Raw genomic sequence first — 23,822 nt, 5'->3', positions numbered from 1 at the left:
AACCAGCGCACCGTCAACACCCTGCACTCAGCCCTTCGTGCTCTGGCCGAACGCGGAAACGCCCTGCTCAAGACCACCTTCGCCGCGTTGCGGCGAGTCACGCTATGTCCCTGGCGCACCGGCGCGATCACCGCAGCTGCGCTCGTACTACTCCACACCGAGTACGACCGCACGACATGATCAACCCGCTACTGAGAACACCTCAGTGGGCCCCTCCCCGTGCGAGTACAGGACAGGAGACTACCCCGCGCGACCGGTTCCACGCGTTCTGTGCACGACGGGATCACCCGGGCCGGGAACGGGCTGCCAGCAGCGTCCGCAGGGTGTCGAGGAGCTCCTCGGTCGAGACCCCGCCGGTGAGCGGCGCGCCGGTCAGGGTGCGCAGGTAGAGGCCGTCCCCGACGAGCTGTACCAGCCAGGCCAGGACCGGGTCGTCGATCTCCTCGGACAGCGCGGCGAGCCCGTCGGCGTCGACGTCGGCCAGTGCGGTCCGGGCGGCCTCCCCTGAGGTGCTGCCGTCGGCGACGCGCAGGGTCGCGAGGTAGGTGCGGGTCAGTCCGACCGGCGACTCGTGGCCCGGCACCGAGGTGCGCAGGTAGTAGGCCACGGTGCCGGCGGCGTCGGACCGCATGAGCTCCGCGTCGCGGGCGCTGCGTTCGCGCAGTCGCGCCAGCAGGCCGCTGACCAGCGCCTCCTTGGAGCTGAAGTGGTAGAGCAGCCCGCCCTTGGACACCTCGGCCGCCGCCGCCACCGCGTCGAGGGTCGCGCCGCCGGGGCCCTGCTCGATCAGCAGCGTCTCGTACGCGTCGAGGACCCGGTCGCGGGTCGAGCCCGGTCCCCGTGTCCCCGCGTTCCGTCGTTCGGACTGGGACGCCATGGGCGAAGCCTAGTGCCAGTGCCCCGCCTCACAGTCCCGGCCGGGAATGGACTGTACCGTCTGGACGGTATAAAGATGTACCGTCTGGACGGTAAAGACGCGTCCGGATCAGGGCCCGACGGAACGACGAGTGCAAGGGAGAACGGCGATGTCACGGCCGGAGGTCGGCGCACGGGGCGCGGCGAGGGACAGGGGCGGGCCGGACGTGGTGCCGCTGCCCGGGCTGCGCGCCTGGCTCGCACTCGCGGTGCTCGCCATCCCCACGCTGCTGGTGTCGATCGACAACACGGTGCTCGGCGTGGCACTGCCGGAGCTCTCCGCCGCGCTCCGCCCGGACGCGGCGACGCTGCTGTGGGTCGTCGACGTCTACCCGCTGGTGCTGGCCGGGCTGCTGGTCACGATGGGAACCCTCGGTGACCGGATCGGCCGCCGCCGGCTGCTGATGATCGGCGTCGCCGGCTTCGGCGTGGTCTCGCTGCTCGCCGCGTTCGCGACCTCGGCCGCCCAGCTCGTCGCGGCGCGCGCCCTGCTCGGCGTGTTCGGCGCGATGCTGATGCCCTCCACGCTGGCGCTACTGCGGTCGGTGTTCCTCGACCGGACCCACCGCAGGCTCGCGCTGGCGATCTGGGCGACCGGGTTCGCCGCGGGCGCGGCGCTCGGCCCGATCGTCGGCGGGCTGCTGCTCGAGCACTTCTGGTGGGGCTCGATCTTCGTGATGAGCGTGCCGCCGATGGCGCTGCTGCTCGTCGTCGCGCCGCTGGTGGTGCCGGAGTCGCGGGAGACCGAGCCGGGCCGGCTGGACCTGGTCGGCGTGGTGCTGTCGCTGCTGACGATGGGACCGCTGGTCCTGGCGCTGAAGCTGGCCGGGTCCGCGGGCGGGGTGACCCCCGCCGTCGTCGCGTCGGTGCTGGTGGGTGTCGGCGCGGGCACCGCGTTCCTCGCCCACTACCGGCGGCGCGTGCGGCGCGGCCTGGACCCGCTGATCGACCTGGAGCTGTTCGCCCGCCCGGTGCTGCGGCACAGCGCGCTGGCCAACGCCACCACCATGTTCGGCCTCACCGGGCTGCTGTTCTTCTCCGCCCAGTACCTCCAGCTGGTCGTCGGGTACTCGCCGCTGCAGGCGGGCCTGCTCCTGCTGCCGGGCTTCGTGGTGACGGTCGTGGCCGGGCTCGCCGCCGCGCGGCTGGCCCGCCGGTTCGCGCTGCACCAGCTCGTCGCGACCGGGCTCGCGCTCGTCCTGACCGGCTACGTGGCCTGCCTGTTCCTGCAGGTGGACTCGGCCGTCGTGCTGCTGATGTCGGCCGCGGTGCTGATCGGCGCGGGGATCGGGCTGTCCGAGACCGTCACCAACGACGCGATCCTGGCGGCCGCCCCGCCGGAGAAGGCCGGTGCCGCGGCCGCGGTCTCCGAGACCGCCTACGAGGTCGGTGCGGTGCTCGGCACCGCACCGATCGGCGGGGTGCTGTCCGCGGTGTACCGGGCGGGCGTCGTGCTCCCCGACGGGACTCCGTCCTCGGCCGGGGAGACCCTCGGCGGGGCGGCGGACGTCGCCACGACGATGCCCGCCGACGCCGCCGCGGCCCTGCTGGCCTCCGCACGGGAGGCGTTCGTGCACGGGGTGGACGTCGCGTCCGGGACGGCGGCGGTCGTCGTCGCCGTGGTGCTGGTGACGGCCGGGCTCGGCCTGCGCCGCGCGCACCGGGACGTCCTGGCGGCCGGTGCCTCCGCGGTGGACGCCGACGCCGAGCCCGCGGGCGCCCGCCACTGACCGCTCGTCGCGGGGTGTGAGCGACGAGTGACCACCCGTGACGGTCACGGGTGACCGTCCGGCCGCCCGGACGGGTGGTTCCGGCGACGCGCGGCCCCGTCGGACGCTCGTTCGGCGGATCCGGTGTGCACCGGCTGGTTCACTACGGCTCGTCCGCGACGACCGGCACCGACGATCGGTGCCGGTCGTCGGTGCCGACTCCACACGGGAGACAGCCGTGCCGTACGAGGTGGTCAGCGCCTACACCCTGGTGCTCGGGGAACACCCCGGCGACGTCGTGGAACCCGACCCCGGGGACCCGGATGCCGGGGGTGCCGTCGCGGGTCGTCCGGAGGTCTCGATCCACACCACCGCCGAGGACGCCTGGCGCGCGCTCGACGCCGGCGTCCGCGAGCGCTGCGGGATGCGGCCCCGGCCGCGCCGGGTGATCGACCCGGACGCCGTCGTGCGGCTCGCCGACGCCTGGCGGGCCGGTGACCCCGGCGCCCGGTACTGGCAGGTGACCGCCCACCGGCTGCCGATCATGGTCCCGGAGCTCGCGCTCCGTCGCAACCGTGCGCTGACCCCTTCCGTTCTCGAAAGCCCTAAGTGCGTTCCGAGAACGCGTTGAAGCGGTCGCTTCCGGTCTGCGGGTGAATTTCGGCGACGTTTCTCCGAGAATGTGCGTGCCGATGTCACGGACCGTCGGCGAATCTGTCACCGGGAACAGGTTGCGTTCGTGTGACATGGCTGTCACCTGGGCGGACATCGCCGTCGTCCAGCGCGTACTGGATCGATTTACATGATCGGTGCTGTGCCTGACCTCTCAACTCCACCCGTGGGTGGCGCACTATTTCGCAGGTAGCCTCGGAAACCACCTTTTCCCGTCTGGGCCCGTCACCGACTCCGGTCGCGGGCTCGTCGTAGTTCCCCCGGTGGCGGGCCGGGGCCGGCGAGGAGAACAGGACGACATGACTGCAGCGACCGTTCCGGGCACCGACAAGGCACCGACCACCAACCAGGGCGTCGCGGCCTGGGTCCAGGAGATCGCCGAGCTGGCCACCCCGGATCGCGTCGTGTGGTGCGACGGTTCGGACGAGGAGTGGACCCGGCTCACCGACCAGCTGGTCGAGGCGGGGACCCTCACGCGCCTGGAGAAGAAACCCAACTCCTTCTACGCCGCCTCCGACCCCGACGACGTCGCGCGGGTCGAGGAGCGGACCTTCATCTGTACCGAGACCGAGCGCGGCGCGGGCCCGACCAACAACTGGGCCGACCCGGCCGAGATGAAGCGGACCATGACCGAGCTGTACCGCGGCTCGATGAAGGGCCGGACGATGTACGTCGTCCCGTTCTGCATGGGGCCGACCGACTCGGACGACCCGAAGATCGGCATCGAGATCACCGACTCCGAGTACGTCGTGATCTCCATGAAGATCATGACCCGGATGGGTGCGCAGGTCGTCCCGCTGCTCGACGTCGCGGGTGACCGGTGGGTCAAGGCGCTGCACTCGATCGGCGCCCCGCTCGCCGATGGACAGGCCGACGTGCCGTGGCCGTGCAACGAGACCAAGTACATCAGCCACTTCCCCGAGACCTGGGAGATCTGGAGCTACGGCTCCGGCTACGGCGGCAACGCCCTGCTCGGCAAGAAGTGCTACGCGCTGCGCATCGCCTCGGCGATGGCCCACGACGAGGGCTGGCTCGCCGAGCACATGCTGATCCTCAAGCTCATCAGCCCGGAGGAGAAGGCCTACTACGTCGCGGCGGCCTTCCCGAGCGCCTGCGGCAAGACCAACCTGGCGATGCTGCAGCCGACCATCCCCGGCTGGCGCGCCGAGACCGTCGGTGACGACATCGCCTGGATGCGCTTCGGTGAGGACGGCCGGCTCTACGCCATCAACCCGGAGTTCGGCTTCTTCGGTGTCGCGCCGGGCACCAACTGGAAGACCAACCCCAACGCGATGCGCACCATCGAGGAGGGCAACGCGCTCTTCACCAACGTCGCGCTGACCGACGACGGCGACGTCTGGTGGGAGGGCCTGGAGGGCGACCCCCAGCACCTCACCGACTGGAAGGGCAACGACTGGACCCCCGAGTCCGGCACCGACGCCGCGCACCCGAACTCGCGCTACACCGTGCCGATCGCACAGTGCCCGGTCGTCGCGCCGGAGTGGCAGGACCCGAACGGCGTGCCGATCTCGGCCATCCTGTTCGGCGGCCGCCGCAAGACCACGATCCCGCTGGTCACCGAGGCCCGCAGCTGGCAGCACGGCACCTTCATGGGCGCCACCATGTCCTCGGAGAAGACCGCGGCCGCGGCCGGCGGCCTCGGCCAGGTCCGCCGCGACCCGATGGCGATGCTGCCGTTCCTCGGCTACAACGTCGGCGACTACTTCGCGCACTGGGTGAACCTCGGCAAGAGCGCCGACGCCGAGAAGCTCCCGAAGATCTTCTACGTCAACTGGTTCCGCCGCGGCGAGGACGGTCGCTTCCTGTGGCCCGGCTTCGGTGAGAACAGCCGCGTCCTCAAGTGGTGCATCCAGCGCATGGAGGGCACGGCGGCCGCCGTCGACACCCCCATCGGCTTCGTGCCCACCGTGGACCAGATCGACCTCGAGGGTGTCGACGCCGAGCGCGCCGACGTCGAGGAGGCCCTGGCGGTCGACGTCGAGGAGTGGAAGGCCGAGATCCCGCTGATCGAGGAGTGGTTCGCCAAGATCGGCGACGACAACCTCCCGACCTCGATCCGCGACGAGTTCGAGGCCCTGAAGCAGCGCCTCGGCGCCTGACCCACCGCGGCCCCGGCCGCGCGAGACCCACGGAGCCCCCGCACACCGTCGTGTGCGGGGGCTCCGTGCTGTCCCTGCGCGGGTACGTGAGGTGGGTGTCCCCGGATCGGGGAGGACGCGGCCGGTCGAGACTCGGTAACGGCGTCCCCGGACCGGTGACAGGCAACGTTGCCCGACGTAACGTTCCCGATCGGGCCGGCCCCACGACGGCGTCGGTCGCGCACGGTGCACGAGCGGGGGACGGCATGGTCACGACGGAGCGACCGGGAGAACCGGGGACCGGGGGGACGGGCACGACCCGTCGTCGCGACCCGAGGCAGATCGCGATCTGGGTCGCGGTGGCGGTGGTGGGCGCGATCGCCTGGTCGATCGTCGCGTTCGCCCGCGGCGAGGAGATCTCCGCGGCCTGGCTGGTGTTCGCCGCCGTCGCGTCCTACGCGATCGCCTACCGCTTCTACTCCCGCTTCATCGCCCACCGCGCGTTGCGCGTGGACGACACCCGCGCCACACCGGCCGAACGACTCGACGACGGGCAGGACTTCCAGCCCACCGACCGGCGGGTGCTGTTCGGTCACCACTTCGCGGCCATCGCCGGCGCGGGCCCGCTGGTCGGCCCGGTGCTCGCGGCACAGATGGGCTACCTGCCCGGCACGATCTGGATCATCGTCGGGGTCGTGTTCGCGGGCGCGGTCCAGGACATGGTCACGCTGTTCTTCTCCACCCGCCGCAGCGGGCGCAGCCTCGGCCAGATGGCCCGCGAGGAGATCGGGCCGGTCGGCGGGACGGCGGCCATCGTCGCCGTCCTCGCCATCATGGTGATCCTGCTGGCGGTGCTGGCGCTGGTCGTCGTCCAGGCCCTGGCCGACTCGCCGTGGGGCACGTTCTCGCTCGCGATGACGATCCCGATCGCCCTGTTCATGGGCTTCTACCTGCGCTACCTGCGCCCGGGGAAGATCATCGAGGTCTCGGTGCTCGGCGTCGCGCTGATGCTGCTGGCCATCGTCGGCGGCGGCTGGGTGCAGAACTCGTCCTGGGGCGAGGTCTTCCACCTGACCGCGAACCAGCTGACCCTCGCGCTGGTGGTCTACGGCTTCGCCGCCTCGGTGCTGCCGGTCTGGATGCTGCTCGCGCCGCGCGACTACCTGTCGTCGTTCATGAAGGTCGGCGTGGTCGTGCTGCTCGCCGCCTCGATCCTGCTGGCCTGGCCGTCGCTGCAGATGGACGCGCTGACCCGGTTCGCCTCCGACGGGCAGGGCCCGGTCGCGGCGGGCTCGCTGTTCCCGTTCGTCTTCATCACCATCGCCTGTGGTGCCCTGTCCGGGTTCCACGCCCTGGTGGCCTCGGGCACGACGCCGAAGCTGATCCAGAAGGAGTCCCAGATCCGGGTCATCGGCTACGGCGCGATGCTCACCGAGTCCTTCGTCGCGATCATGGCGCTGGCCGCGGCCTGCATCCTCGACCCCGGCCTCTACTTCGCGATGAACATGCCCGCGACGGTGCTCGGGCCGACCGTCGAGACCGCCTCCGCCGCGGTGGCGCAGATCGGGTTCACCATCTCCCCGGCCGACCTCACCGCGGCCGCGCAGGCCGTGGAGGAGCACACACTGGTCGGCCGCTCCGGCGGGGCGCCGACCCTGGCCGTCGGGCTGTCGACGGTGTTCTCCCAGGTGCTCGGCGGCGACGCGATGCGCGCCTTCTGGTACCACTTCGCGATCATGTTCGAGGCGCTGTTCATCCTCACCACGGTGGACGCAGGCACCCGCGTCGGACGTTTCATCCTGCAGGACACGATCGGCAACGTGGTGCCGCGCTTCCGCGACACCAGCTGGCGGCCGGGCGCCTGGATCTGCAGCGCCGTCATCGTCGGGGCCTGGGGCTACCTGCTCTACGCCGGCGTCAACGACCCGCTGGGCGGCATCTACCAGCTCTTCCCGCTGTTCGGCATCGCCAACCAGCTGCTCGCCGCCGTCGCACTGGCCGTCTGCACCACGCTGCTGATCCGCTCCGGCCGTGCCCGCTACGCACCGATCACGCTGGTCCCGCTGGTGTTCGACGCCGTCGTCACCCTGACCGCGAGCTACCAGAAGATCTTCTCCGACAACCCCAAGCTCGGGTTCTGGGCCCAGCGCGACCAGTACCAGGCCGCGCTCGACGCCGGGAAGACGAGCCTGGGCACCGCCAGGACCGTCGAGGCCATGCAGAAGGTGGTGGTGAACACGACCGTCGACACCGTGCTCACCGCCCTGTTCGCGCTGCTCATCGTGATCGTCCTGGCCGACTCGGTCCGGGTGTGGGTCGCCGCGCTGCGCGGACGCCCGCTGCCCGGCGGCTCCGAGGACCCGTACGTCGAGTCCCGGATCCAGGCCCCTGCCGGGCTGATCCCCACCCGCTCCGAACGCGCGCTCGCCAGGGCCGGGGACTCCGGATGAGCCGGCTCCGGGCGTTCTGGACGTTCGTGCGCGAGCTCGCCGGGGAGCGCGACTACGAGCGGTACCTGGCCCATCGGGCGGCCCACCACCCCGGTGCGCCGGTGCTGGGCGAGCGCGAGTTCTGGCGGGAGCGGACCGACCGCCAGGACCGTGTTCCCTCCGCCCGCTGTTGCTGATCGGGTAAATTCACTCCGATGGGGCAGTGTTTGAACTGCCTCGGTCGCTCAGTGTGGACAGCGAAGGACGCCGAAAGGGGCGACGTTGCCCGGTCTCGACGAGATCGGCCCAGCGTAGAGCCCTGACCGGTAGCCTTTCGCGGGAAATCGGGGACGTCCGAACGGCGATCCCGCACCCGCCGTGTACCCCGAACGGGACACGGCTCCGTCGCTCCTCGTGACGGCGGCCGGCCGGTCCCGGTCGGACGATCACGGCGGAGGCGGAACACCGGGCCGTCCACGGCGATACACACCGTGAACGTCGTCCCCGGGGCGACGACACGGGTACGGCGGAGGTGTGAGACGAGATGCTGGACGTCCGGGTGTCCGAGGACACGGACATCGACGCGCTCGTCGCGTTCGTCGAAGGGCTGGCGTCGGCCGGCCGCGGCGGAGGGGCACCGCGGGCGGCGGCGGCGCGGATCACCGCCGAACTGCGCGCCGGCCGGGTGCCGGCCGGTCTGCGGACCCTGTCGACCGCGCTGGGGGCCGCGGCCCCGCCGCGCTCCGAGGAGGACCCCGCCCACCCGTCGACACTGCTCGGCGTGGTGGCCGAGGAGCCGCTCGTCGTGCTCTCCGACAGCAGCCCCGGCGAGCTCGCCAGGGCGCTGGCCGAGCTGACCGGCTACGGCATGCGCGTCCTGCTGACCGGTGCGTCCGCCGAGCGGGTCGCCGCGGTGCACGACTCGCTGCCGGTGAGCGTGGAGGGCCGGGTCGCCACCTCGTTCCCGGAGCTGCCGGTCCGCGAGCTGCAGCGGCTGCGCCGCCTGCTGGCCCGGGTCGGCGCGGACCGCACCGCCCGGCGCGGCCAGCGCCTCCCCGACTCCGACGGCATGCCCGACCCGGCCGACGTAGCGGGCTGCTGCGAGCGGGCCGCACGGGTCGTGGCCGGCGCCGAGACCGGCGAGGCCCGGATCGTTCCCGGTCTGCTGCGCGACCTCGACGCCGCCCGGCGCGGGGCCGTCACCCAGGTCTCCCGGTGCGTCCTGGGCTCGCTGGAGGCCATCGCCGCGGCCCCGGACGCCGACCGGCTGCGCGAGGTCGTCGGTCGGCTGGTCCACCAGGGACTGCGCGCCGAGTTCGAGGCGCTGCAGGGGCACGCGGCCCGCCAGCGCGACGACCGCGCCCGGCACGCCGCCGGTCCCACGGTCGAGATCGTGGAGCCGCTGCCCCAGGGCGGCGCCGACGTCGTCCGCCGCTACCTGGACTTCCTCGACTCCGGCGGCCGGACCCGGTCCTACTTCCGCCCGCAGGAGCAGAAGGACGCCGAGCCGCACCTGCGCCGCTTCCGTGTCGGCGGGGAGGCCCCGCAGACCTACGACCACGTGGTCGCGATCGTCCGGCACCTCGACCTGGCGCGCCGCGACGACGAGATCGCGCGGCTGTGCGCGGTGCTGGGCCTGCCGATCCCGCGGGACCCCTCCGAGCTGCCCGCGCTCACCGACACCCTGGACCGGGTGGCGGCGACCGCCCGGTCGGTCGGCGCGCTGCGCCACGACGTGCTGTTCCTGCAGCAGGACTCCCCGGTCTCGGTGCCGGACCTGGCCGCCGCCGAGCGGGTCGCCCGCGCGATCGTCGACTACGACGAGCACGGCGACCCCGCCGAGGCCGCCGACGAGCTGGAACGCCTGGCCGCCACCTGCGCCGACCGGGTGCCCTACGGGGCACGGGCGCCGGAGCACGACGCCGTCGTGGACGCGCTGCGGGCACACGACCCGCAGGCCTACGCCGACGCGCTCGAAGAGCTCGACCGTGCCCGGCGCGAGGTCGCCGACCGCGACGAGCTGGACCGGCTGCTCGGCGAGCTCGCCCGGACCCACCCGCAGCTCGCCGAGACCTGGGCGGCCGACGCCGGCCGTGGCGTCCCCGGCTTCGGCCTGGTCGTCTGCGAGCCCCTCGACGACGTCCTCGGCGCGCTGCCCCCGGCGGACACCGCCGACCTGGTGGTCGTGCTGGGTGCGGGCGCGATGCAGGCCGACGGGCTGCTGCTGACCGCGGCGGCGCCGCGGATGCTCGCCGTCGTCGGGGACGAGCCGCGGGCCGCCTCGTCCGGGACGACCCTGCTCGAGGTGCTGAACCAGGCCTCGGCGCGGTTCCTGCGCGGCACCGGGGACCGCACCGCCGCCGCGCGGCCGGGCCCCGGGGCCCCGGTCGTGCCGCCGCTGCCGTCGGTCCCCGCCGCCCGGACGGCCGCGGAGGCACCGGAGGTCCCGGTCACCGTCCCGGTGCAGGCCGGACAGGCAGGCGCCCACGAGACCGTCGACCCGTCGGTGCCCGCGCCGCGCCCGGCCCCGCGCGGGTCGGACACGACCCCGCACGACGACGAGCCGTCCCGCCCGTCGACGCCGTCGGCCATGGCACCGGGCCCGCGCCCGGCGGTCACGGGCGGCCGGGACGACTGAGCGTCAGCTGCTCGCGCGGAGCGTCTCGGCGACCCGCGCGAGCAGCACGAACGGGTCGGTGTCCGGCGGCCCCGCCGGCTGCCAGCGCTGCCCCGAGCCGGGGTCGGCGACGCGGTACAGCGTCCAGCTGCCCGGCCCGGGGTCGTCGACCCGCAGCTGCGCCAGTGCCGTCGACGACCATGCCGCACCCAGCTCCGGGAACGCGGGCGGCCGCCGGTCGAGGATCGTGACGGTGTTGCCGGCGGTGGTGTAGGCGATCCGGCGCCGGTCGCTCTCGCCGTCGGGTACCTGCTCGGTGCACCAGGTCGCGAGCTGCGTGCGGACCTGCTCCGGGACTCCCATGGCGCGACATGGTCCCGGATCGGGCCGCGGGTGCGGAAGAGCCGTCTCCGTCGGAGGTCGTAGGCCGCAGTGCCGACCTGCGCCCGATGTGCCGGGGGCCCGTTCCGGCGAGGCTCGACGACATGATCACCGCACGCCGGACCGGCGGCCCGCCCCGCCGCAGCGCCGCCACCGTCGCCCTGCTCGTCCTCCTGGTCTCGGCCCTGGTCGGTGGCTGTGCGGCCCCGGCCGCACCGGCCCCCGACCCGGCTCCGCGGACGGCCGTCCCGACCGCCCCGCTCACCGCCGCCGACGTCGGCGCCTGGCTGGACGGCCTCGTCCCCGCCGCGCTCGACCGGAGCGGGATCGCCGGGGCCGCGGTCACCGTCGTACGGGACGGGCATGTGCTCGCCGCCCGCGGCTACGGCTCGGCCGGACCGGGCACGCCGGTCGATCCCGGCCGGACGCTGTTCCGGGTCGGGTCGGTGTCGAAGGTGGCCACCGCGGTCGCCGTGCTGCAGCTCGCCGACCGCGGCCTCGTCGACCTCGACGCCGACGTCCGCCGCCATCTCGACATCGACGTGCCGATGCCCCGCGGCCCGGTGACCCTGCGGAACCTACTGAGCCACACCGCGGGCTTCGAGGAGCAGATCCGCGGGCTCATCCGCACCGGGCCGGGTGGCCCGTCGCTGCGGGAGTTCCTCGCCACCGACCCGCCCGAGCAGGTCAGCACCCCCGGCACCGTGCCGTCGTACTCCAACTACGGCTACGGCCTGGCCGGGCACGTCGTCGAGCGGGTCACCGGCGAGCCCTTCGAACGGTACGTGCAGCGCGAGGTGCTCGACCGCGCCGGGATGACGACCGCGACCTTCGACCAGCCGCTGCCCGCGGCCGCCGCCGCGACGATGTCGGACGGCCACACCAGCGTCGACGCCCCGCCGATGCCGTTCGAGTTCGTCAGCCCGGCCCCGGCGGGGTCGCTGAGCGCGTCGGCCGCCGACATGGGCCGGTTCGCCTCGGCCCTGCTCGGCGCACCCGGTTCGACCCCGCTGCTCTCCCCCGCCGCGTGGGCACTCATGCAGCGCCCGGCGCTGGGCCCGGACACCCTCGGCGCGCTCGCCGACGGCCCGCGGATGGCACTCGGGCTGTTCGACGAGAGCCGCAACGGCCACCTCGTCCTCGGCCACGGCGGCGACACCCAGTGGTTCCACTCGCACCTGCAGCTGTACCCGGCCGAGCGGATCGGCGTGTTCGTCACGACGAACAGCAGCGGTCGCGGCGGCGCGGACACCCTGGATCTGCGGCGGGCGGTGACCGAGGGGTTCACCGACCGCTACCTCCCCGGTCCGGCGGGCCCGGCACCGGCTCCGGACGCGGGCACCCCGGCCAGGGCCGCCGCGATCGCGGGGACCTACGAGTCGGCCCGGCGGTCGGAGAGCACCTTCATGGGGGCGATGAACCTGCTGGCCCAGATGCGCGTGGCGGCTCGGCCGGACGGCACGCTGCTGGTCTCGCCCGCCCCGAACGACGTCCGCCCCGCCGCCTACGCCGAGGTCCGGCCCGGGCTGTGGCGGGAGGTGGGCGGGCAGCGGCTGCTGACCGTGCGCACCGACGCCGACGGCCGGGTCACCGCGCTGGGCCACGATGCGGCGTTCACCGAGCTGCCGGTCGGCCCGCTGCGTGACGCGACGCTGCTCGGCACGGTGCTGGCCGGCTCGGTCGCGGTGCTCCTCGGTGCGCTCGTCGCCCGGCCGGCGGGGGCCCTGTGGCGCCGCCGGTACGGCGTGGTCGTCGCGACCCGGCCGCGGGCCGACCGGGTCGCCCACGGTCTCACCCGGGCCGCGGCGCTCGCGGCGCTCGTCGCGCTCACGGGCTGGGTGGTCTCGGTGCTCACGATCGCGTCGCTGGGCGAGGTGCCGCTCCCTGTGCTGCGCGGGCTCCAGGTGCTCCAGTGGATCGGGGTGCTGGGCGTGCCCGTCGCGGCGGCCGGGGTGGTCACCGCACTGCGCGCCAGGGCCGGCGCATGGTCGGTGACCGGCCGGGTGGTGCTGCTGCTCGCCCTGGCCGGCATCGCGGTGGTGGCGGTCGTGGCGGGCCTGCTGCTGCCGAGCCTCACCTACTGAGCCCTACGATCACCCCACCCGAGGCCGGAGACCCCATGCACCCGCACCCCGAACCGCCACCCCGCACGGTCGCGGAACGGCTCGACGCCCGGCTCACCGCGCTCGGCCTGGCCGGACCGCGACGCCGCGACGCCGCGCTGGCGGTGCTCGTCGCGGCCGGGACGCTCGCGGTGGTCACCCCGGTGGTGCTGGCACCGGGCCCGGCCGCGGAGCTGGGTCTCGCGCCGGGCACGGTGGCGCTGGCACTCGGGGTGGTGACCGTGCAGAACCTGCTGCTGACGCTGCGCCGCACCGCCCCCGCGCTCTGTCTGGCGCTGACGGTCGGGCTGGGGCTGGTGAACGTCGTCCTGATGCCGGTGGGTGCTGCGCTGCGCGGCCCGGCGACGGCGATCGCGGCCGGCACCTGCGGGTCGCGGCTCCCGGCGCGCCGGGCCGGGGCCCTGGTCGGCGCAGCGGCGGTCGTCGAGACGGCCGTGGTGCTCACCGGGATCGCGGTACGCCCGTCCGGCGACGCGCTGCTCGGCGCGGGCGGACTGGCCGCCTCGCAGGTGCTGTCGGCGGTCCTGGTCTACGGCGGCCCGCTGCTGCTCGGTGTGTACCTGCGGACCCGGCGGCGCTACGCCGAGCTGGACCGGGTGCACACCGCCGGTGTCGTCGCGGCGTACCGGGAACGGGCGGACGCCGCCGTCGCCCGGGAGCGGGCCCGGATGGCACGCGAGCTGCACGACGTCGCCGCGCACCACCTGTCGGCGATGGTGGTGCAGGCCGCGGTGGTCGAGCGGCTGGTGGACCGGGACCCGGACGAGGCGCGGCGGACGGCGTCCCGGCTGCGGGAGCAGGGTCGCCGCACCCTGCACGACCTGCGTCTGGTCGTCGGGGCGCTGCGGGAGCCGGGGGCGGGCGGTGCCGAGGCCGACACCCCGGTGCCCGGCCTCGCCGAGCTCGACGGGCTCGTGGAGCAGGCCCGTGAGCTGGGCGGTCCGGTGGAGCTGGTCCGGCGCGGGGACCCGGGCGAGCCGTCCCCGGTCGCCGACGTCACCTGCTACCGGGTGGTGCAGGAGGCGCTGGCAAACGCCCGTGAGCACGCCCCCGGCGCCCCGGTCCGGGTGACGGTGACCCACGCCGACGACCGGGTCGCGGTCGAGGTCGTGAACGGGCCGGCGCGCGGCACCCCGGCGCCCTCCGCCGACGCCCCGGGCACCCGCGGGTTCGGGCTGGCCGGGATGCGCGAGCGCGCGCAGCTGGTCGGCGGGACGTTCTCCGCGGTCCGGACCGACGACGGCGGCTGGCAGGTCCGCCTGGTCGTCCCGCACGACCCCGGCCCGGAGACCGGAGGAGGACGCGCGTGATCAGGGTGCTGCTGGCCGACGACCAGGCCGTCGTCCGGGCCGGGTTCCGGATGTTCCTGGAGCTGGCCGGCGACGTCGAGGTCGTCGGCGAGGCGGCGAGCGGGCCGGAGGCGGTCGCGCTGGCGCGCGCGCACCGGCCCGACGTGGTCTGCATGGACGTCCGGATGCCCGGCGGGAACGGGCTCGTCGCGACCCGGGAGATCACCGGCCTCGACGACCCGGTCCCCGCGGTCCTCGTCGTCACCACCTTCGACCTCGACGACTACGTGTTCGGCGCGCTGGAGGCGGGCGCGAGCGGGTTCGTCCTCAAGGACACCCACCCCGACGACCTCGTCGACTCCGTCCGCCGTCTCGCCCGCGGCGACGGGCTGATCGACCGGGCCGTCACCCGCCGGGTGATCGCCGAGTTCGCGCGGCGCCGCCCCGCCCCGGACACCGCGCCCGACGGCGGGGTCGCCCCGCTGACGCCGCGGGAGACCGAGATCGTGCGGATGCTGGCCCGCGGGCTCTCCAACGCCGAGATCGCCGAGGAGCTGGTCGTCGAGACGTCGACGGTGAAGTCGCACCTGGGCCGGGCGATGGCGAAGATCGGCACCCGGGACCGGCTGCAGACCGTCGTGTGGGCCTATCGGACGGGGGTCGCGGCGCCCGATCCCGACTAGCGTCCGGGACATGGCACAGCACGAGGTGAGCAGGTTCGGGCACGTCGACCTCGACGGGCTCCCGCCGGACCTGGCGGAGCGGATCGGCGCGATCGCCGAGCGCTCCGGGTTCGTCCCCAACGTGTTCTGCGCTCTGGGCCGGCGCCCGCGGGAGCTGCGGGCGTTCCTGGACTACCACGACGCGTTGATGGACTCCGACGACGGACTGTCCAAGGCCGAACGCGAGCTGGTCGTCGTCGCCACCTCGGGGGCCAACAACTGCACCTACTGCGTCGTCGCGCACGGGGCGATCCTCCGGATCCGGTACAAGGACCCGGAGATCGCCGACCGCGTCGCGACCAACCCCTACGCGGTCGAGCTGTCGGAGCGCGAGCGCGCGATCGTCGACCTGGCCCTGCTGGTCGCACGGAGCTCGGAGTCGCTGACCGAGGCCGATCTCGACGACGCCCGCGCCGCCGGCCTGACCTCCGACGAGATCTGGGACGTCGGCGCGATCACCGCCCTGTTCGCGATGTCGAACCGGCTCGCGCACCTGACTGCGCTGCGCCCCAACCCGGAGTTCTTCCTGATGGGACGCATCCCCCGCGGTTAGAGCACCTTCGACAGGAACGCGCGGGTGCGCTCCTCCTTCGGGTCCGACAGCACCGCGCGCGGGTCACCGGACTCGACGATCCGACCGTCGTCCATGAAGACCAGCGCGTCGCCGACCTCGCGGGCGAAGCCCATCTCGTGGGTCACGACGACCATCGTCATGCCCTCCCGGGCCAGCTCGCGCATCACGTCGAGCACCTCACCGACCAGCTCCGGGTCCAGTGCCGAGGTCGGCTCGTCGAACAGCATCAGCTTCGGCCGCATCGCCAGCGCCCTGGCGATCGCCACCCGCTGTTGCTGCCCGCCGGACAGCTGCGCGGGGTAGGCGTCGGCGCGGTCGCCGAGCCCGACCCGGGTGAGCAGCTCGACCGCCCGCTCGCGCGCGGCCGCCCGGGACTCGCGGCGCACGACGACCGGCGCCTCCATCACGTTCTCCGCCGCGGTGCGGTGCGGGAACAGGTTGAACCGCTGGAACACCATGCCGACCTCGCGGCGCTGGCGGCCGAGCGCGGAGTCGCGGAGCCGGTAGAGCTTCCCGTTCTCCTCGCGCAGCCCCATCAGCTCGCCGTCGACCCACAGCCGTCCGGTGTCGATGGTCTCCAGGTGGTTGATGCACCGCAGCAGGGTCGACTTGCCCGAGCCGGACGGCCCGATCACGCAGCACACCTGCCCCGGCTCGACGACGAGGTCGACCCCGCGCAGCACCTCGACGTCGCCGAAGCTCTTGCCGACCGACTCGGCTCGCACCATCGGGGTCACGAGGTCTTCCCTCCGGTCCGGAACGAGAACAGCCGCACCAGCGGGGTCGCCTCGGTGACCGCACCGGCCACACCGCGGCCGTAGCGGCGTTCGACGACGCGCTGACCGGCGGTGAGCAGCGAGGTCAGCAGCAGGTACCAGGCCGCGGCCACGATGAGCAGCGGGATGGTCTGGAAGTTCGTCGAGTAGATCCGCTGCACCGAGGTGAGCAGGTCGGTGTAGCCGATGACGACGACCAGCGACGTCGTCTTCAGCATGCCGATCGTCTCGTTGCCGGTCGGCGGGATGATCACCCGCATCGCCTGCGGGAGGACGACCCGGCGCAGGGTCTGCGCGCGGGTCATGCCGAGTGCTCCGGCGGCCTCGCTCTGGCCCTGGTCGACCGACTGGATGCCACCGCGCACGATCTCGGCCATGTAGGCGGCCTCGTTCAGCCCGAGGCCCAGCAGACACGCCAGGAACGGCGTGATCAGCGAGTTCGTGTCGAACACGACGAACTCGGGGCCGAACGGGATGCCGAGCGACAGGTTCGGGTAGAGCGAGGACAGGAAGCTCCAGAACAGCAGCTGGGCGATCAGCGGGGTGCCGCGGAACAGCCACAGGTAGACCCCGGACACCCCGGACAGCACCGGGTTCGGCGACAGCCGCATGACCGCCAGCCCGATCCCGCCGACGATGCCGATCAGCATCGACAGCACGGTCAGGACCAGGGTGTTCGCGAGTCCGTTCAGCACCGGGCCGGCGAACAGGTACTGCGCGACCACCGGCCAGCCGAAGTTCTCGTTGGTCAGCAGCGAGTTGACCAGCATCGCGCCCAGGACCGCGAGCACCGCGATCGCGATCCACCGTCCGGGGTGCCGGACCCCGATCGCGTCGCGGGGCTCGGGTCGGGCGCCGGTGGTCGCCGGCTCAGCCACCGTTCACCGAGGACGTGGGGATCGCGCCGTTGCCGACGTTCCACTTGTCGAGGATCCGCTTGTAGGTGCCGTCGTCGATCAGCGACTGGACCGCGCCCTGCACGGCCTGGGCGTACTGGCCGTCGTTCTTCTTCAGCGCGATGCCGTACGGCGCGGTGTCGTAGGGCTGCCCGACGACCTCGACCGCACCGTTGGTGGTGGTCTGCGCGTAGGCGGCGACCGGGGAGTCGGCGAGCATCGCGACGATCCGGTTCGAGTTCAGCGCGAGCGTCACGTCGGTCTGTGCCTGCAGCTCGGTGATCTGGATGGCCGGCTTGCCCTCGTCGGTGCACTTCTTGGTGCGGGCCTGCACGTCCTCGACCTGCACGGTGCCCTGCTGGACGCCGATCGCCTTGCCGCAGAGGTCGTTCGGGTCGATCCCGTCCGGGTTGCCCTTGCGGGTCGCCAGGCTGGTGCCCGCGGAGAAGTAGCTGACCATGTCGAGGACCTGGGTGCGCTCGGAGTTGACGGTGAACGAGGAGATGCCCGCCTCGTAGCGGCCGCCGGTGATGCCCGGGATGATCCCGGAGAACTGGCTCTGCTCGAACCTCGCGGTCAGGCCGAGCTTCTGGGCGACCGCGGTGCCCAGGTCGACGTCCATGCCGATGATCGTCGTGCCGTCGGGCGCGGTGAACTCGTTCGGCGGGTAGGTCGGGTCGGTGCCGACGACCCACGTGCCGTCCCGCTTGACCTCGTCGGGGACGAGGGCGGCGAGCCGGTCGTCCTTGGCGACGGCCGGGATCGGGGCGTCGGTACCGGTTGCTCCGGCGGAGCCGCCTCCCCCGCTGCCGTCGCCGCCGGCACCACAGCCGGCCAGGACCAATGCGGTCAGTGCGATCAGTGCGATCCCGGTCAGGGAGCGGACACTGCGGGTCCTCGCGGTCGTCATGCGGTTGCCTTCCAGATGATGCCGGGTCGAACGGCGGGGATCCTGCCACTTGGGGAGTGGTTCCCGCCGCCTGGCGGCCGATCCGTTACGTGCTCGTCCCATGACGCCGCGAGCCCGCGCCGGTCCGCGCACGTTCGCCTACTGTTGGTGCGACGACCGGGCGTCGCGGCACCGACGCGGCGCCCCACCGTCACGGAGGTCCTCGACGATGTCGTTGTTCCGCAGGCTCACCGTCCTGGCCGGCGCGGTGGAGGCCGCCCGCCGCTACGCCCGGTCCCACCCGGACCAGGCGGGCAAGGCCCTCGACTCCGCCGCCCAGTTCGTCGACAAGCAGACCAAGGGCAAGTACACGAACCAGATCGCCGGCGCCGCCCGCAAGGCGAAGGACGCCGCGGGCATCCCGCAGCCCGGCTACGGCTTCGGCTCGCCGGGCACCACCCCGCCCGCCCCGCCCCGCGCGGCCGCCGGGAACCCGCCGTACCCGGCGGGCGGTGCCGACGCTCCGACGCAGCGCACCCCGCAGCAGCCCCCGGCGTTCCCGCCGCCGAACCCGGAGCGTCCGCACGGCGCCTGACCTCCTTCCACGACGGTCCCGGCCGGGCGCCGGGACCGTCGTATGTGGACGTCCGACGGTCCGTCGTCCAGGCGTCGACCTGCGGGGCACCGGTTCTCCTCGGGGCCGGTGACGTGCCAGGATCGGCGGTGACGCGCCTGCGCGTCCCGGGGCCGCACCACCCGCGCGGGCCCGGAGCCGACGCTCCCGGGCGCGACCCCGCCCGGTGCGACCGAGGAGGTCTGCCGTGGACGAACCCCAGGCGTGGATACCGACCGATCCGCGGTCGCGGCCCAGCCACGACCAGGTCGTCGCGGGGCTGAAGGGCGTCGACGAGGGCGGGCCCGAGCTCGTCCAGCTGCTCACCCCCGAGGGTGAGCGGGTGCCGGACGAGCGGTTCGACCGCTACGCCGCCGACATCACCGCCGAGGACCTGCGGTCGCTCTACCGCGACCTCGTCCTGGTACGGCGCGCCGACCGCGAGGGCAACTCCCTGCAGCGTCAGGGAGAGCTCGGCCTCTGGGTGCCGCTGCTCGGCCAGGAGGCCGCGCAGGTCGGGTCCGGCCGCGCGCTCGCGCCCGAGGACATGTGCTTCCCCAGCTACCGCGAGCACGGCGTCGCCTGGTGCCGCGGGGTCGACCCGACCGAGCTGCTCGGCATCTTCCGGGGGACCGACCACGGCACCTGGGACCCGGTCGCGACCCGGTTCCACCCGTACACGATCGTCATCGGCAACCAGTGCCTCAACGCCGCCGGCTACGCGATGGGCCAGCGCTTCGAGTCCAAGGTGGGCGGCAGTGTCGCTGGTGTCGGCACCGCCGACGGTGATACGGGTGAGGCCACCATCTGCTACTTCGGCGACGGCGCCACCAGCCAGGGCGACGTGCACGAGGGCTTCGTCTGGGCCGCCGCCTACGACGCGCCACTGGTCTTCTTCTGCCAGAACAACCAGTGGGCGATCTCGGTGCCCGCGGAGCGCCAGACCCGGGTGCCGCTCTACCAGCGCGCCCGCGGCTACGGCTTCCCCGGAGTCCGGGTGGACGGCAACGACGTGCTGGCTTGCCTCGCCGTCACCCGCTGGGCGCTCGACGAGTGCCGCACCGGCAACGGCCCGGTGCTGATCGAGGCGTTCACCTACCGGATGGACTCCCACACCACCTCCGACGACGCGACCCGCTACCGGCTCGCCGACGAGGTCGAGCTGTGGAAGCTCAAGGACCCGATCGAGCGGGTGCGGGTGCACCTGGCCCGGCGGCACGGCGTCGGCGCCGACTTCTTCGACGCCGTCGATGCCGAGGCCGACGCGCTGGGCGAGCGGATGCGGGCCTTCTGCCGGGCGATGCCCCAACCCGGCCCGGAGCGGATGTTCTCCCAGGTCTACGCCGAGCCGTCGCCGACGGTGGAGCGCCAGCGCGAGGAGTTCCTGGCCTACCACGCGTCGTTCGCCGACCAGGAGGGCTGATCCGTGCCGACCACGATGGCCAAGGCACTGAACGACGGGCTGCGTGCCGCGATGGAGCGCGACCCCAAGGTGCTCGTCATGGGCGAGGACGTCGGCCGGCTCGGCGGCGTCTTCCGCATCACCGACGGTCTGCAGAAGGACTTCGGCGAGCAGCGCGTGCTCGACACCCCGCTGTCGGAGTCCGGGATCATCGGCGCCGCGATCGGACTCGCGGTGCGCGGGTTCCGCCCGGTCTGCGAGATCCAGTTCGACGGGTTCGTCTTCCCCGGCTACGACCAGATCGTGTCCCAGCTGGCGAAGCTGCGGTACCGGACGCAGGGCCGGGTGCCGGTGCCGGTCGTCGTCCGGATCCCCTACGGCGGCGGGATCGGTGCCGTCGAGCACCACTCCGAGTCGCCCGAGTCGCTGTTCGCGCACGTCGCGGGCCTCAAGGTGGTCACCTGCTCGAACCCGGCCGACGCGCACTGGATGATCCAGCAGGCGATCGTCTCCGACGACCCGGTGATCTTCTTCGAGCCGAAGCGCCGGTACTGGGAGAAGGGCGAGCTCGACGCCGCCACCGACCTGGGCTCGGCCTTCCCACTGCACGCCTCGCGCGTGGTGCGGCCGGGCTCGACGCTGACCGTGGCCACCTACGGGCCGATGGTGCGGACCTGCCTCGACGCCGCCGGGGCGGCCGCCGAGGAGGGCCGCGACCTCGAGGTGATCGACCTGCGGTCGCTGTCCCCGCTCGACCTCGGCCCGGTCGCGGAGTCGGTGCGGCGCACCGGACGGCTGGTCGTGGTGTCCGAGGCGCCCCCGGAGGCGTCGGTGACCTCGGAGGTCGCCGCCCGGATCCAGCAGGAGTGCTTCTTCTCGCTGGAGGCGCCGGTGCTGCGCGTGACCGGCTTCGACACGCCCTACCCGCCGTCGCGGCTGGAGGAGGAGTACCTGCCGGACCTGGACCGGGTCCTCGACGCCGTCGACCGTTCCCTGGCCTGGTGAGGACGAGCACATGCGTGAGCACTTCAAGCTGCCCGACGTCGGCGAGGGGCTGACCGAGGCCGAGATCGTCACCTGGCGGGTGGCGCCCGGGGACACGGTCGCGGTCAACGACGTCATCGTGGAGATCGAGACGGCGAAGGCGGCCGTGGAGCTGCCCTCGCCGTGGGCCGGGACGGTCGGTGAGCTGCTGGTCGAGCCGGGCGCGACCGTCGCGGTGGGGACGCCGATCATCGCGATCGACACCGCTGGGTCCGCGCACGACTCCGACCCCGACGCCGATGCCGGCGCCAAGATCGGCGAGGCGGGCAAGGACGGGCGGCTCGCGACGCTCGTCGGGTACGGGCCGCGGCAGGGCTCCGCGCGGCGACGGCCCCGGCGCGATCCCGCCGCCTCGGCCGCGTCCACCGGTTCCGCTGCACCCGTCGCGCCCACAGCCTCCGCCGAGCCGTCCGCCGGGTCCGTCGCGGCGAACGGCTCCGTCGGGGCAGACTCCGGTGGCTCCGGGCGCCCGGGTGGATCGGGGCCGGGTGGATCGGGGTCGGGCGCGTCCCCGGTCCCGTCGCCCCAGCAGTCGCTCGGGTCGCCCGAGCAGGCCGCTCCCGTGACGTCCACCGGTCTGCCGGAGGGCAGCGACACGGGGGCCGGGGGTGACGCCGTCGGGCCGCAGGCCGCGCAGGTCCCCCTCGCCCCACCACCGGTCCGCCTGCTCGCGCGAGAGCTGGGCGTCGACCTGCGGACCGTGACGGGGACCGGGCGCGACGACCGGATCACCCGTGAGGACGTGCACGCCGCCGCGACGGGTGCCGGGCTCACGGACGCCGGGAACGACGCTGCGGTCGACGGCCGCGCCGCCGGGACATCCGCCGCCGGGACATCCGATGTCGGGGCATCCGAGGACGGGGCATTCGCTGCCGGGACGTCCGCTGCCGGGGCGTCGGTCGCCGGGGGCCCCGTCGCGGCGGGGGCCGCCGGAGGTGTCACCGGAGCCGCTGTCGCGGGCGCCGCTGCCCCGGGTGCCGCCGGCCGGACCGCTGCCGGTCAGACTGCCGCCGCCCAGGGTGGGGTCGCCGGCCAGGGCGCCGGGGAGTCGGCGGGGGCTCCGGCCGGGCCGGGCGCGAGCGCCACCACCACCCGACCCACCGAGGACCGCCGCGAGCCCATCCGCGGCGTCCGCAAGGCCACCGCCGCGGCGATGGTCGCGAGCGCGTTCACGGCGCCGCACGTCACCGAGTTCCTCGACGTCGACGTCACCGAGACGATGGCCCTGCGCGACCGGCTGCGGGCCTCGCGCGAGTTCGCCGGGGTCAAGCTGACCCCGCTGGCGTTCGTCGCGAAGGCCGCCTGCCTGGCCGCCGCGCGGACCCCGGCGATCAACGCCAGCTGGGACGAGCGGGCCGGCGAGATCGTCTACTACGCCCGCGTCCAGCTCGGCATCGCCGCCGCGACGCCGCGCGGGCTCGTCGTCCCCAAGATCCGCGACGCGGACACCCTCACCCTGCGCGGCATGGCCGACGCGCTCACGACGCTCACCGACACCGCACGGGCGGGCCGGACCGCCCCGGCCGACCTGGTCGGGGGCACGTTCACCATCACCAACGTCGGCGTGCTCGGCGTCGACATCGGGACGCCGATCATCAACCCCGGCGAGGCCGCGATCCTCGCCGTCGGGTCGATCAAGCCCGCCCCGTGGGTCGTCGACGGCGAGCTGGTCGTGCGTACCGTGTGCCGGCTGGCGTTGTCGTTCGACCACCGCCTCGTCGACGGGGCCGAGGGCTCGCGGTTCCTCGCCGACGTCGGCGCGCTGCTGCACGACCCCGGGGTCGCCCTCACCTGGTGACCTGGGGAGATCATCCGAGTGCCCCCGGAGATCGATCCGGGGAATTCGGGCGATCCGGGAGCAGAACGGCGTGCCCGTGCGTTGTACGGGCATGCCGTTCGTGCTGCTCTACGTCGTGCTCGAGATCGTCGCGCTCGCCGGGCTGATCGCGTGGATCGGGCTGGGCTGGACCCTGCTGGTCCTGCTCGCCGGGTCCGTGCTCGGGCTCCTGCTCGCCCGTCGGGAGGGCGTCCGCGCCGCCCGCGCGCTCGCCACCGCGGTGCAGCGCGGGAAGCTGGCGCACGAGGAGGCGACCGACGGGCTGCTCGTCGCCGTCGGCGGCATCCTCATCTTCCTGCCGGGCCTGATCACCGACGTGCTCGGCCTCGCCCTGGTGTTCCCCCCGACCCGGGCCCTGGTCCGGCGTCGCATGGTGAGCGCCGCCGAGCGGGCCGCACCGGGTCTGCGCACCGCGCGGATCCGCTACGGCGCCACCGTGGTGGAGGGGGAGACCGTCACCGAGCCGCGCACGGCGACCGTGTACCCGCGCATCGCGGGTCCCGCCGCGGGCGCCGGCCCGGTCGTCGAGGGCGAGGTCGTGGACGGTCCCGACCGCACCTGACCCGTCACCGGGCCCGTGGTCGCCCGGCGCACCCCGCACGCGGTCTCCGCACCCCGTGCGGCGGGTGCGACGGCGGCACCAGGGGTGCGACGGCCGGGCGCGGCACGCCTCGGGCCGGGGTGGTGGACGGCGGGGACGTTCGGGGGCGTCCCCGCCGTCCCTCTCACCAGCCGGGGCGCGCTCCTGCGAGCAGAGTGCGCAGGCTCTCCAGCCTCCGGCGACGCAGCGTGATCGGCTTCATCCGCAGCGTGGAGTGATGCATCCGGTCGGCGC

The 23,822-nt window shown here is 73.9% G+C and carries 20 protein-coding genes and 1 pseudogene; 16 read left to right on the top strand and 5 right to left on the bottom strand.

What is annotated here, in order from left to right:
* A pseudogene (locus Ae331Ps2_RS09845) lies at positions 1-180 on the top strand (IS5/IS1182 family transposase); the annotation flags it as partial.
* 103 nt (positions 181-283) lie between these two features.
* Here the strand turns inward: Ae331Ps2_RS09845 and Ae331Ps2_RS09840 are convergent.
* Entirely contained in the window at positions 284-877 is a 594-nt protein-coding gene (locus Ae331Ps2_RS09840; RefSeq protein ID WP_020622343.1) for a TetR/AcrR family transcriptional regulator, read from the bottom strand.
* Between the two features lie 148 nt (positions 878-1,025).
* Here Ae331Ps2_RS09840 and Ae331Ps2_RS09835 point away from each other — a divergent pair, with 148 nt between their 5' ends.
* The 6 genes from Ae331Ps2_RS09835 to Ae331Ps2_RS09810 all read left to right on the top strand — a co-directional run bounded on the left by Ae331Ps2_RS09835 (position 1,026) and on the right by Ae331Ps2_RS09810 (position 10,462).
* A complete protein-coding gene (locus Ae331Ps2_RS09835) occupies positions 1,026-2,645 on the top strand; it encodes an MFS transporter (RefSeq protein WP_075329712.1) in 1,620 nt (539 codons plus the stop codon).
* A gap of 217 nt (positions 2,646-2,862) precedes the next feature.
* Positions 2,863-3,255, top strand: a complete 393-nt coding sequence (locus tag Ae331Ps2_RS09830) for a hypothetical protein (protein WP_075312614.1) — start codon at positions 2,863-2,865, stop codon at positions 3,253-3,255.
* Positions 3,256-3,595: 340 nt separating this feature from the next.
* A complete protein-coding gene (locus tag Ae331Ps2_RS09825) occupies positions 3,596-5,416 on the top strand; it encodes a phosphoenolpyruvate carboxykinase (GTP) (protein ID WP_075309339.1) in 1,821 nt (606 codons plus the stop codon).
* A 245-nt stretch (positions 5,417-5,661) separates the two neighbouring features.
* Positions 5,662-7,845: a carbon starvation CstA family protein gene (locus Ae331Ps2_RS09820; protein ID WP_083695407.1), complete on the top strand. Its 2,184-nt coding sequence runs from the start codon at positions 5,662-5,664 to the stop codon at positions 7,843-7,845.
* On the top strand, positions 7,842-8,021 hold the full coding sequence (locus tag Ae331Ps2_RS09815; RefSeq protein ID WP_060714194.1) for a YbdD/YjiX family protein: 180 nt from the start codon (positions 7,842-7,844) through the stop codon (positions 8,019-8,021). Before Ae331Ps2_RS09820 ends, Ae331Ps2_RS09815 begins: the two co-directional genes overlap by 4 nt.
* Before the next feature lie 347 nt (positions 8,022-8,368).
* Positions 8,369-10,462: a hypothetical protein gene (locus tag Ae331Ps2_RS09810; protein WP_075309340.1), complete on the top strand. Its 2,094-nt coding sequence runs from the start codon at positions 8,369-8,371 to the stop codon at positions 10,460-10,462.
* 3 nt (positions 10,463-10,465) lie between these two features.
* Here Ae331Ps2_RS09810 and Ae331Ps2_RS09805 read toward each other — a convergent pair whose 3' ends face one another.
* Positions 10,466-10,804: a hypothetical protein gene (locus Ae331Ps2_RS09805; protein ID WP_075309341.1), complete on the bottom strand. Its 339-nt coding sequence runs from the start codon at positions 10,802-10,804 to the stop codon at positions 10,466-10,468.
* A gap of 122 nt (positions 10,805-10,926) precedes the next feature.
* Here Ae331Ps2_RS09805 and Ae331Ps2_RS09800 point away from each other — a divergent pair, with 122 nt between their 5' ends.
* The 4 genes from Ae331Ps2_RS09800 to Ae331Ps2_RS09785 are packed head-to-tail and all read left to right on the top strand — an operon-like array spanning position 10,927 to position 15,509.
* Positions 10,927-12,906 carry a serine hydrolase domain-containing protein gene (locus tag Ae331Ps2_RS09800; protein ID WP_075309343.1) on the top strand — a complete coding sequence of 660 codons (1,980 nt, stop codon included), beginning with the start codon at positions 10,927-10,929 and terminating at the stop codon, positions 12,904-12,906.
* A gap of 35 nt (positions 12,907-12,941) precedes the next feature.
* Positions 12,942-14,255: a sensor histidine kinase gene (locus tag Ae331Ps2_RS09795; protein WP_075309345.1), complete on the top strand. Its 1,314-nt coding sequence runs from the start codon at positions 12,942-12,944 to the stop codon at positions 14,253-14,255.
* A complete protein-coding gene (locus Ae331Ps2_RS09790) occupies positions 14,252-14,917 on the top strand; it encodes a response regulator transcription factor (RefSeq protein ID WP_075309347.1) in 666 nt (221 codons plus the stop codon). The genes Ae331Ps2_RS09795 and Ae331Ps2_RS09790 overlap by 4 nt, the downstream gene beginning before the upstream one ends.
* 10 nt (positions 14,918-14,927) lie before the next feature.
* Positions 14,928-15,509, top strand: a complete 582-nt coding sequence (locus Ae331Ps2_RS09785) for a peroxidase-related enzyme (RefSeq protein ID WP_075309349.1) — start codon at positions 14,928-14,930, stop codon at positions 15,507-15,509.
* On the opposite strand, the gene Ae331Ps2_RS09780 is transcribed toward Ae331Ps2_RS09785, so the two are convergent.
* Genes Ae331Ps2_RS09780 through Ae331Ps2_RS09770 form a run of 3 tightly spaced genes read right to left on the bottom strand, consistent with a single transcriptional unit; the run spans position 15,506 to position 18,112 of the window.
* Positions 15,506-16,258 carry an amino acid ABC transporter ATP-binding protein gene (locus Ae331Ps2_RS09780; protein ID WP_043282125.1) on the bottom strand — a complete coding sequence of 251 codons (753 nt, stop codon included), beginning with the start codon at positions 16,256-16,258 and terminating at the stop codon, positions 15,506-15,508. The two genes, Ae331Ps2_RS09785 and Ae331Ps2_RS09780, sit on opposite strands and share 4 nt — an antisense overlap.
* A 5-nt stretch (positions 16,259-16,263) precedes the next feature.
* Entirely contained in the window at positions 16,264-17,184 is a 921-nt protein-coding gene (locus Ae331Ps2_RS09775; RefSeq protein ID WP_075309351.1) for an amino acid ABC transporter permease, read from the bottom strand.
* Entirely contained in the window at positions 17,177-18,112 is a 936-nt protein-coding gene (locus tag Ae331Ps2_RS09770) for an ABC transporter substrate-binding protein (RefSeq protein WP_075309353.1), read from the bottom strand. The genes Ae331Ps2_RS09775 and Ae331Ps2_RS09770 overlap by 8 nt, the downstream gene beginning before the upstream one ends.
* A gap of 208 nt (positions 18,113-18,320) precedes the next feature.
* On the opposite strand from Ae331Ps2_RS09770, the gene Ae331Ps2_RS34195 reads away from it, so the two are divergent.
* From Ae331Ps2_RS34195 to Ae331Ps2_RS09745, 5 genes are all read left to right on the top strand, one after another.
* The gene (locus Ae331Ps2_RS34195; protein ID WP_064485518.1) at positions 18,321-18,686 is read left to right on the top strand and encodes an antitoxin; all 366 of its coding nucleotides are present in this window, start codon (positions 18,321-18,323) and stop codon (positions 18,684-18,686) included.
* A gap of 226 nt (positions 18,687-18,912) precedes the next feature.
* Complete coding sequence (pdhA, locus tag Ae331Ps2_RS09760) at positions 18,913-20,127, top strand: pyruvate dehydrogenase (acetyl-transferring) E1 component subunit alpha (protein ID WP_075309355.1); 1,215 nt, start codon at positions 18,913-18,915, stop codon at positions 20,125-20,127.
* Between the two features lie 15 nt (positions 20,128-20,142).
* A complete protein-coding gene (locus Ae331Ps2_RS09755; protein ID WP_051050475.1) occupies positions 20,143-21,111 on the top strand; it encodes an alpha-ketoacid dehydrogenase subunit beta in 969 nt (322 codons plus the stop codon).
* 10 nt (positions 21,112-21,121) lie between these two features.
* On the top strand, positions 21,122-22,948 hold the full coding sequence (locus Ae331Ps2_RS33130; protein WP_075309357.1) for a dihydrolipoamide acetyltransferase family protein: 1,827 nt from the start codon (positions 21,122-21,124) through the stop codon (positions 22,946-22,948).
* 91 nt (positions 22,949-23,039) lie between these two features.
* The gene (locus tag Ae331Ps2_RS09745) at positions 23,040-23,549 is read left to right on the top strand and encodes an FxsA family protein (protein ID WP_075309359.1); all 510 of its coding nucleotides are present in this window, start codon (positions 23,040-23,042) and stop codon (positions 23,547-23,549) included.
* The last annotated feature ends 273 nt before the right edge of the window (positions 23,550-23,822 follow it).

Source organism: Pseudonocardia sp. Ae331_Ps2 (assembly GCF_001932405.1).
In the GTDB taxonomy this organism is placed as follows: domain Bacteria; phylum Actinomycetota; class Actinomycetes; order Mycobacteriales; family Pseudonocardiaceae; genus Pseudonocardia.
Note: the sequence above shows the minus strand (reverse complement) of the source record. Positions and strands in the feature narration are given on the sequence as shown.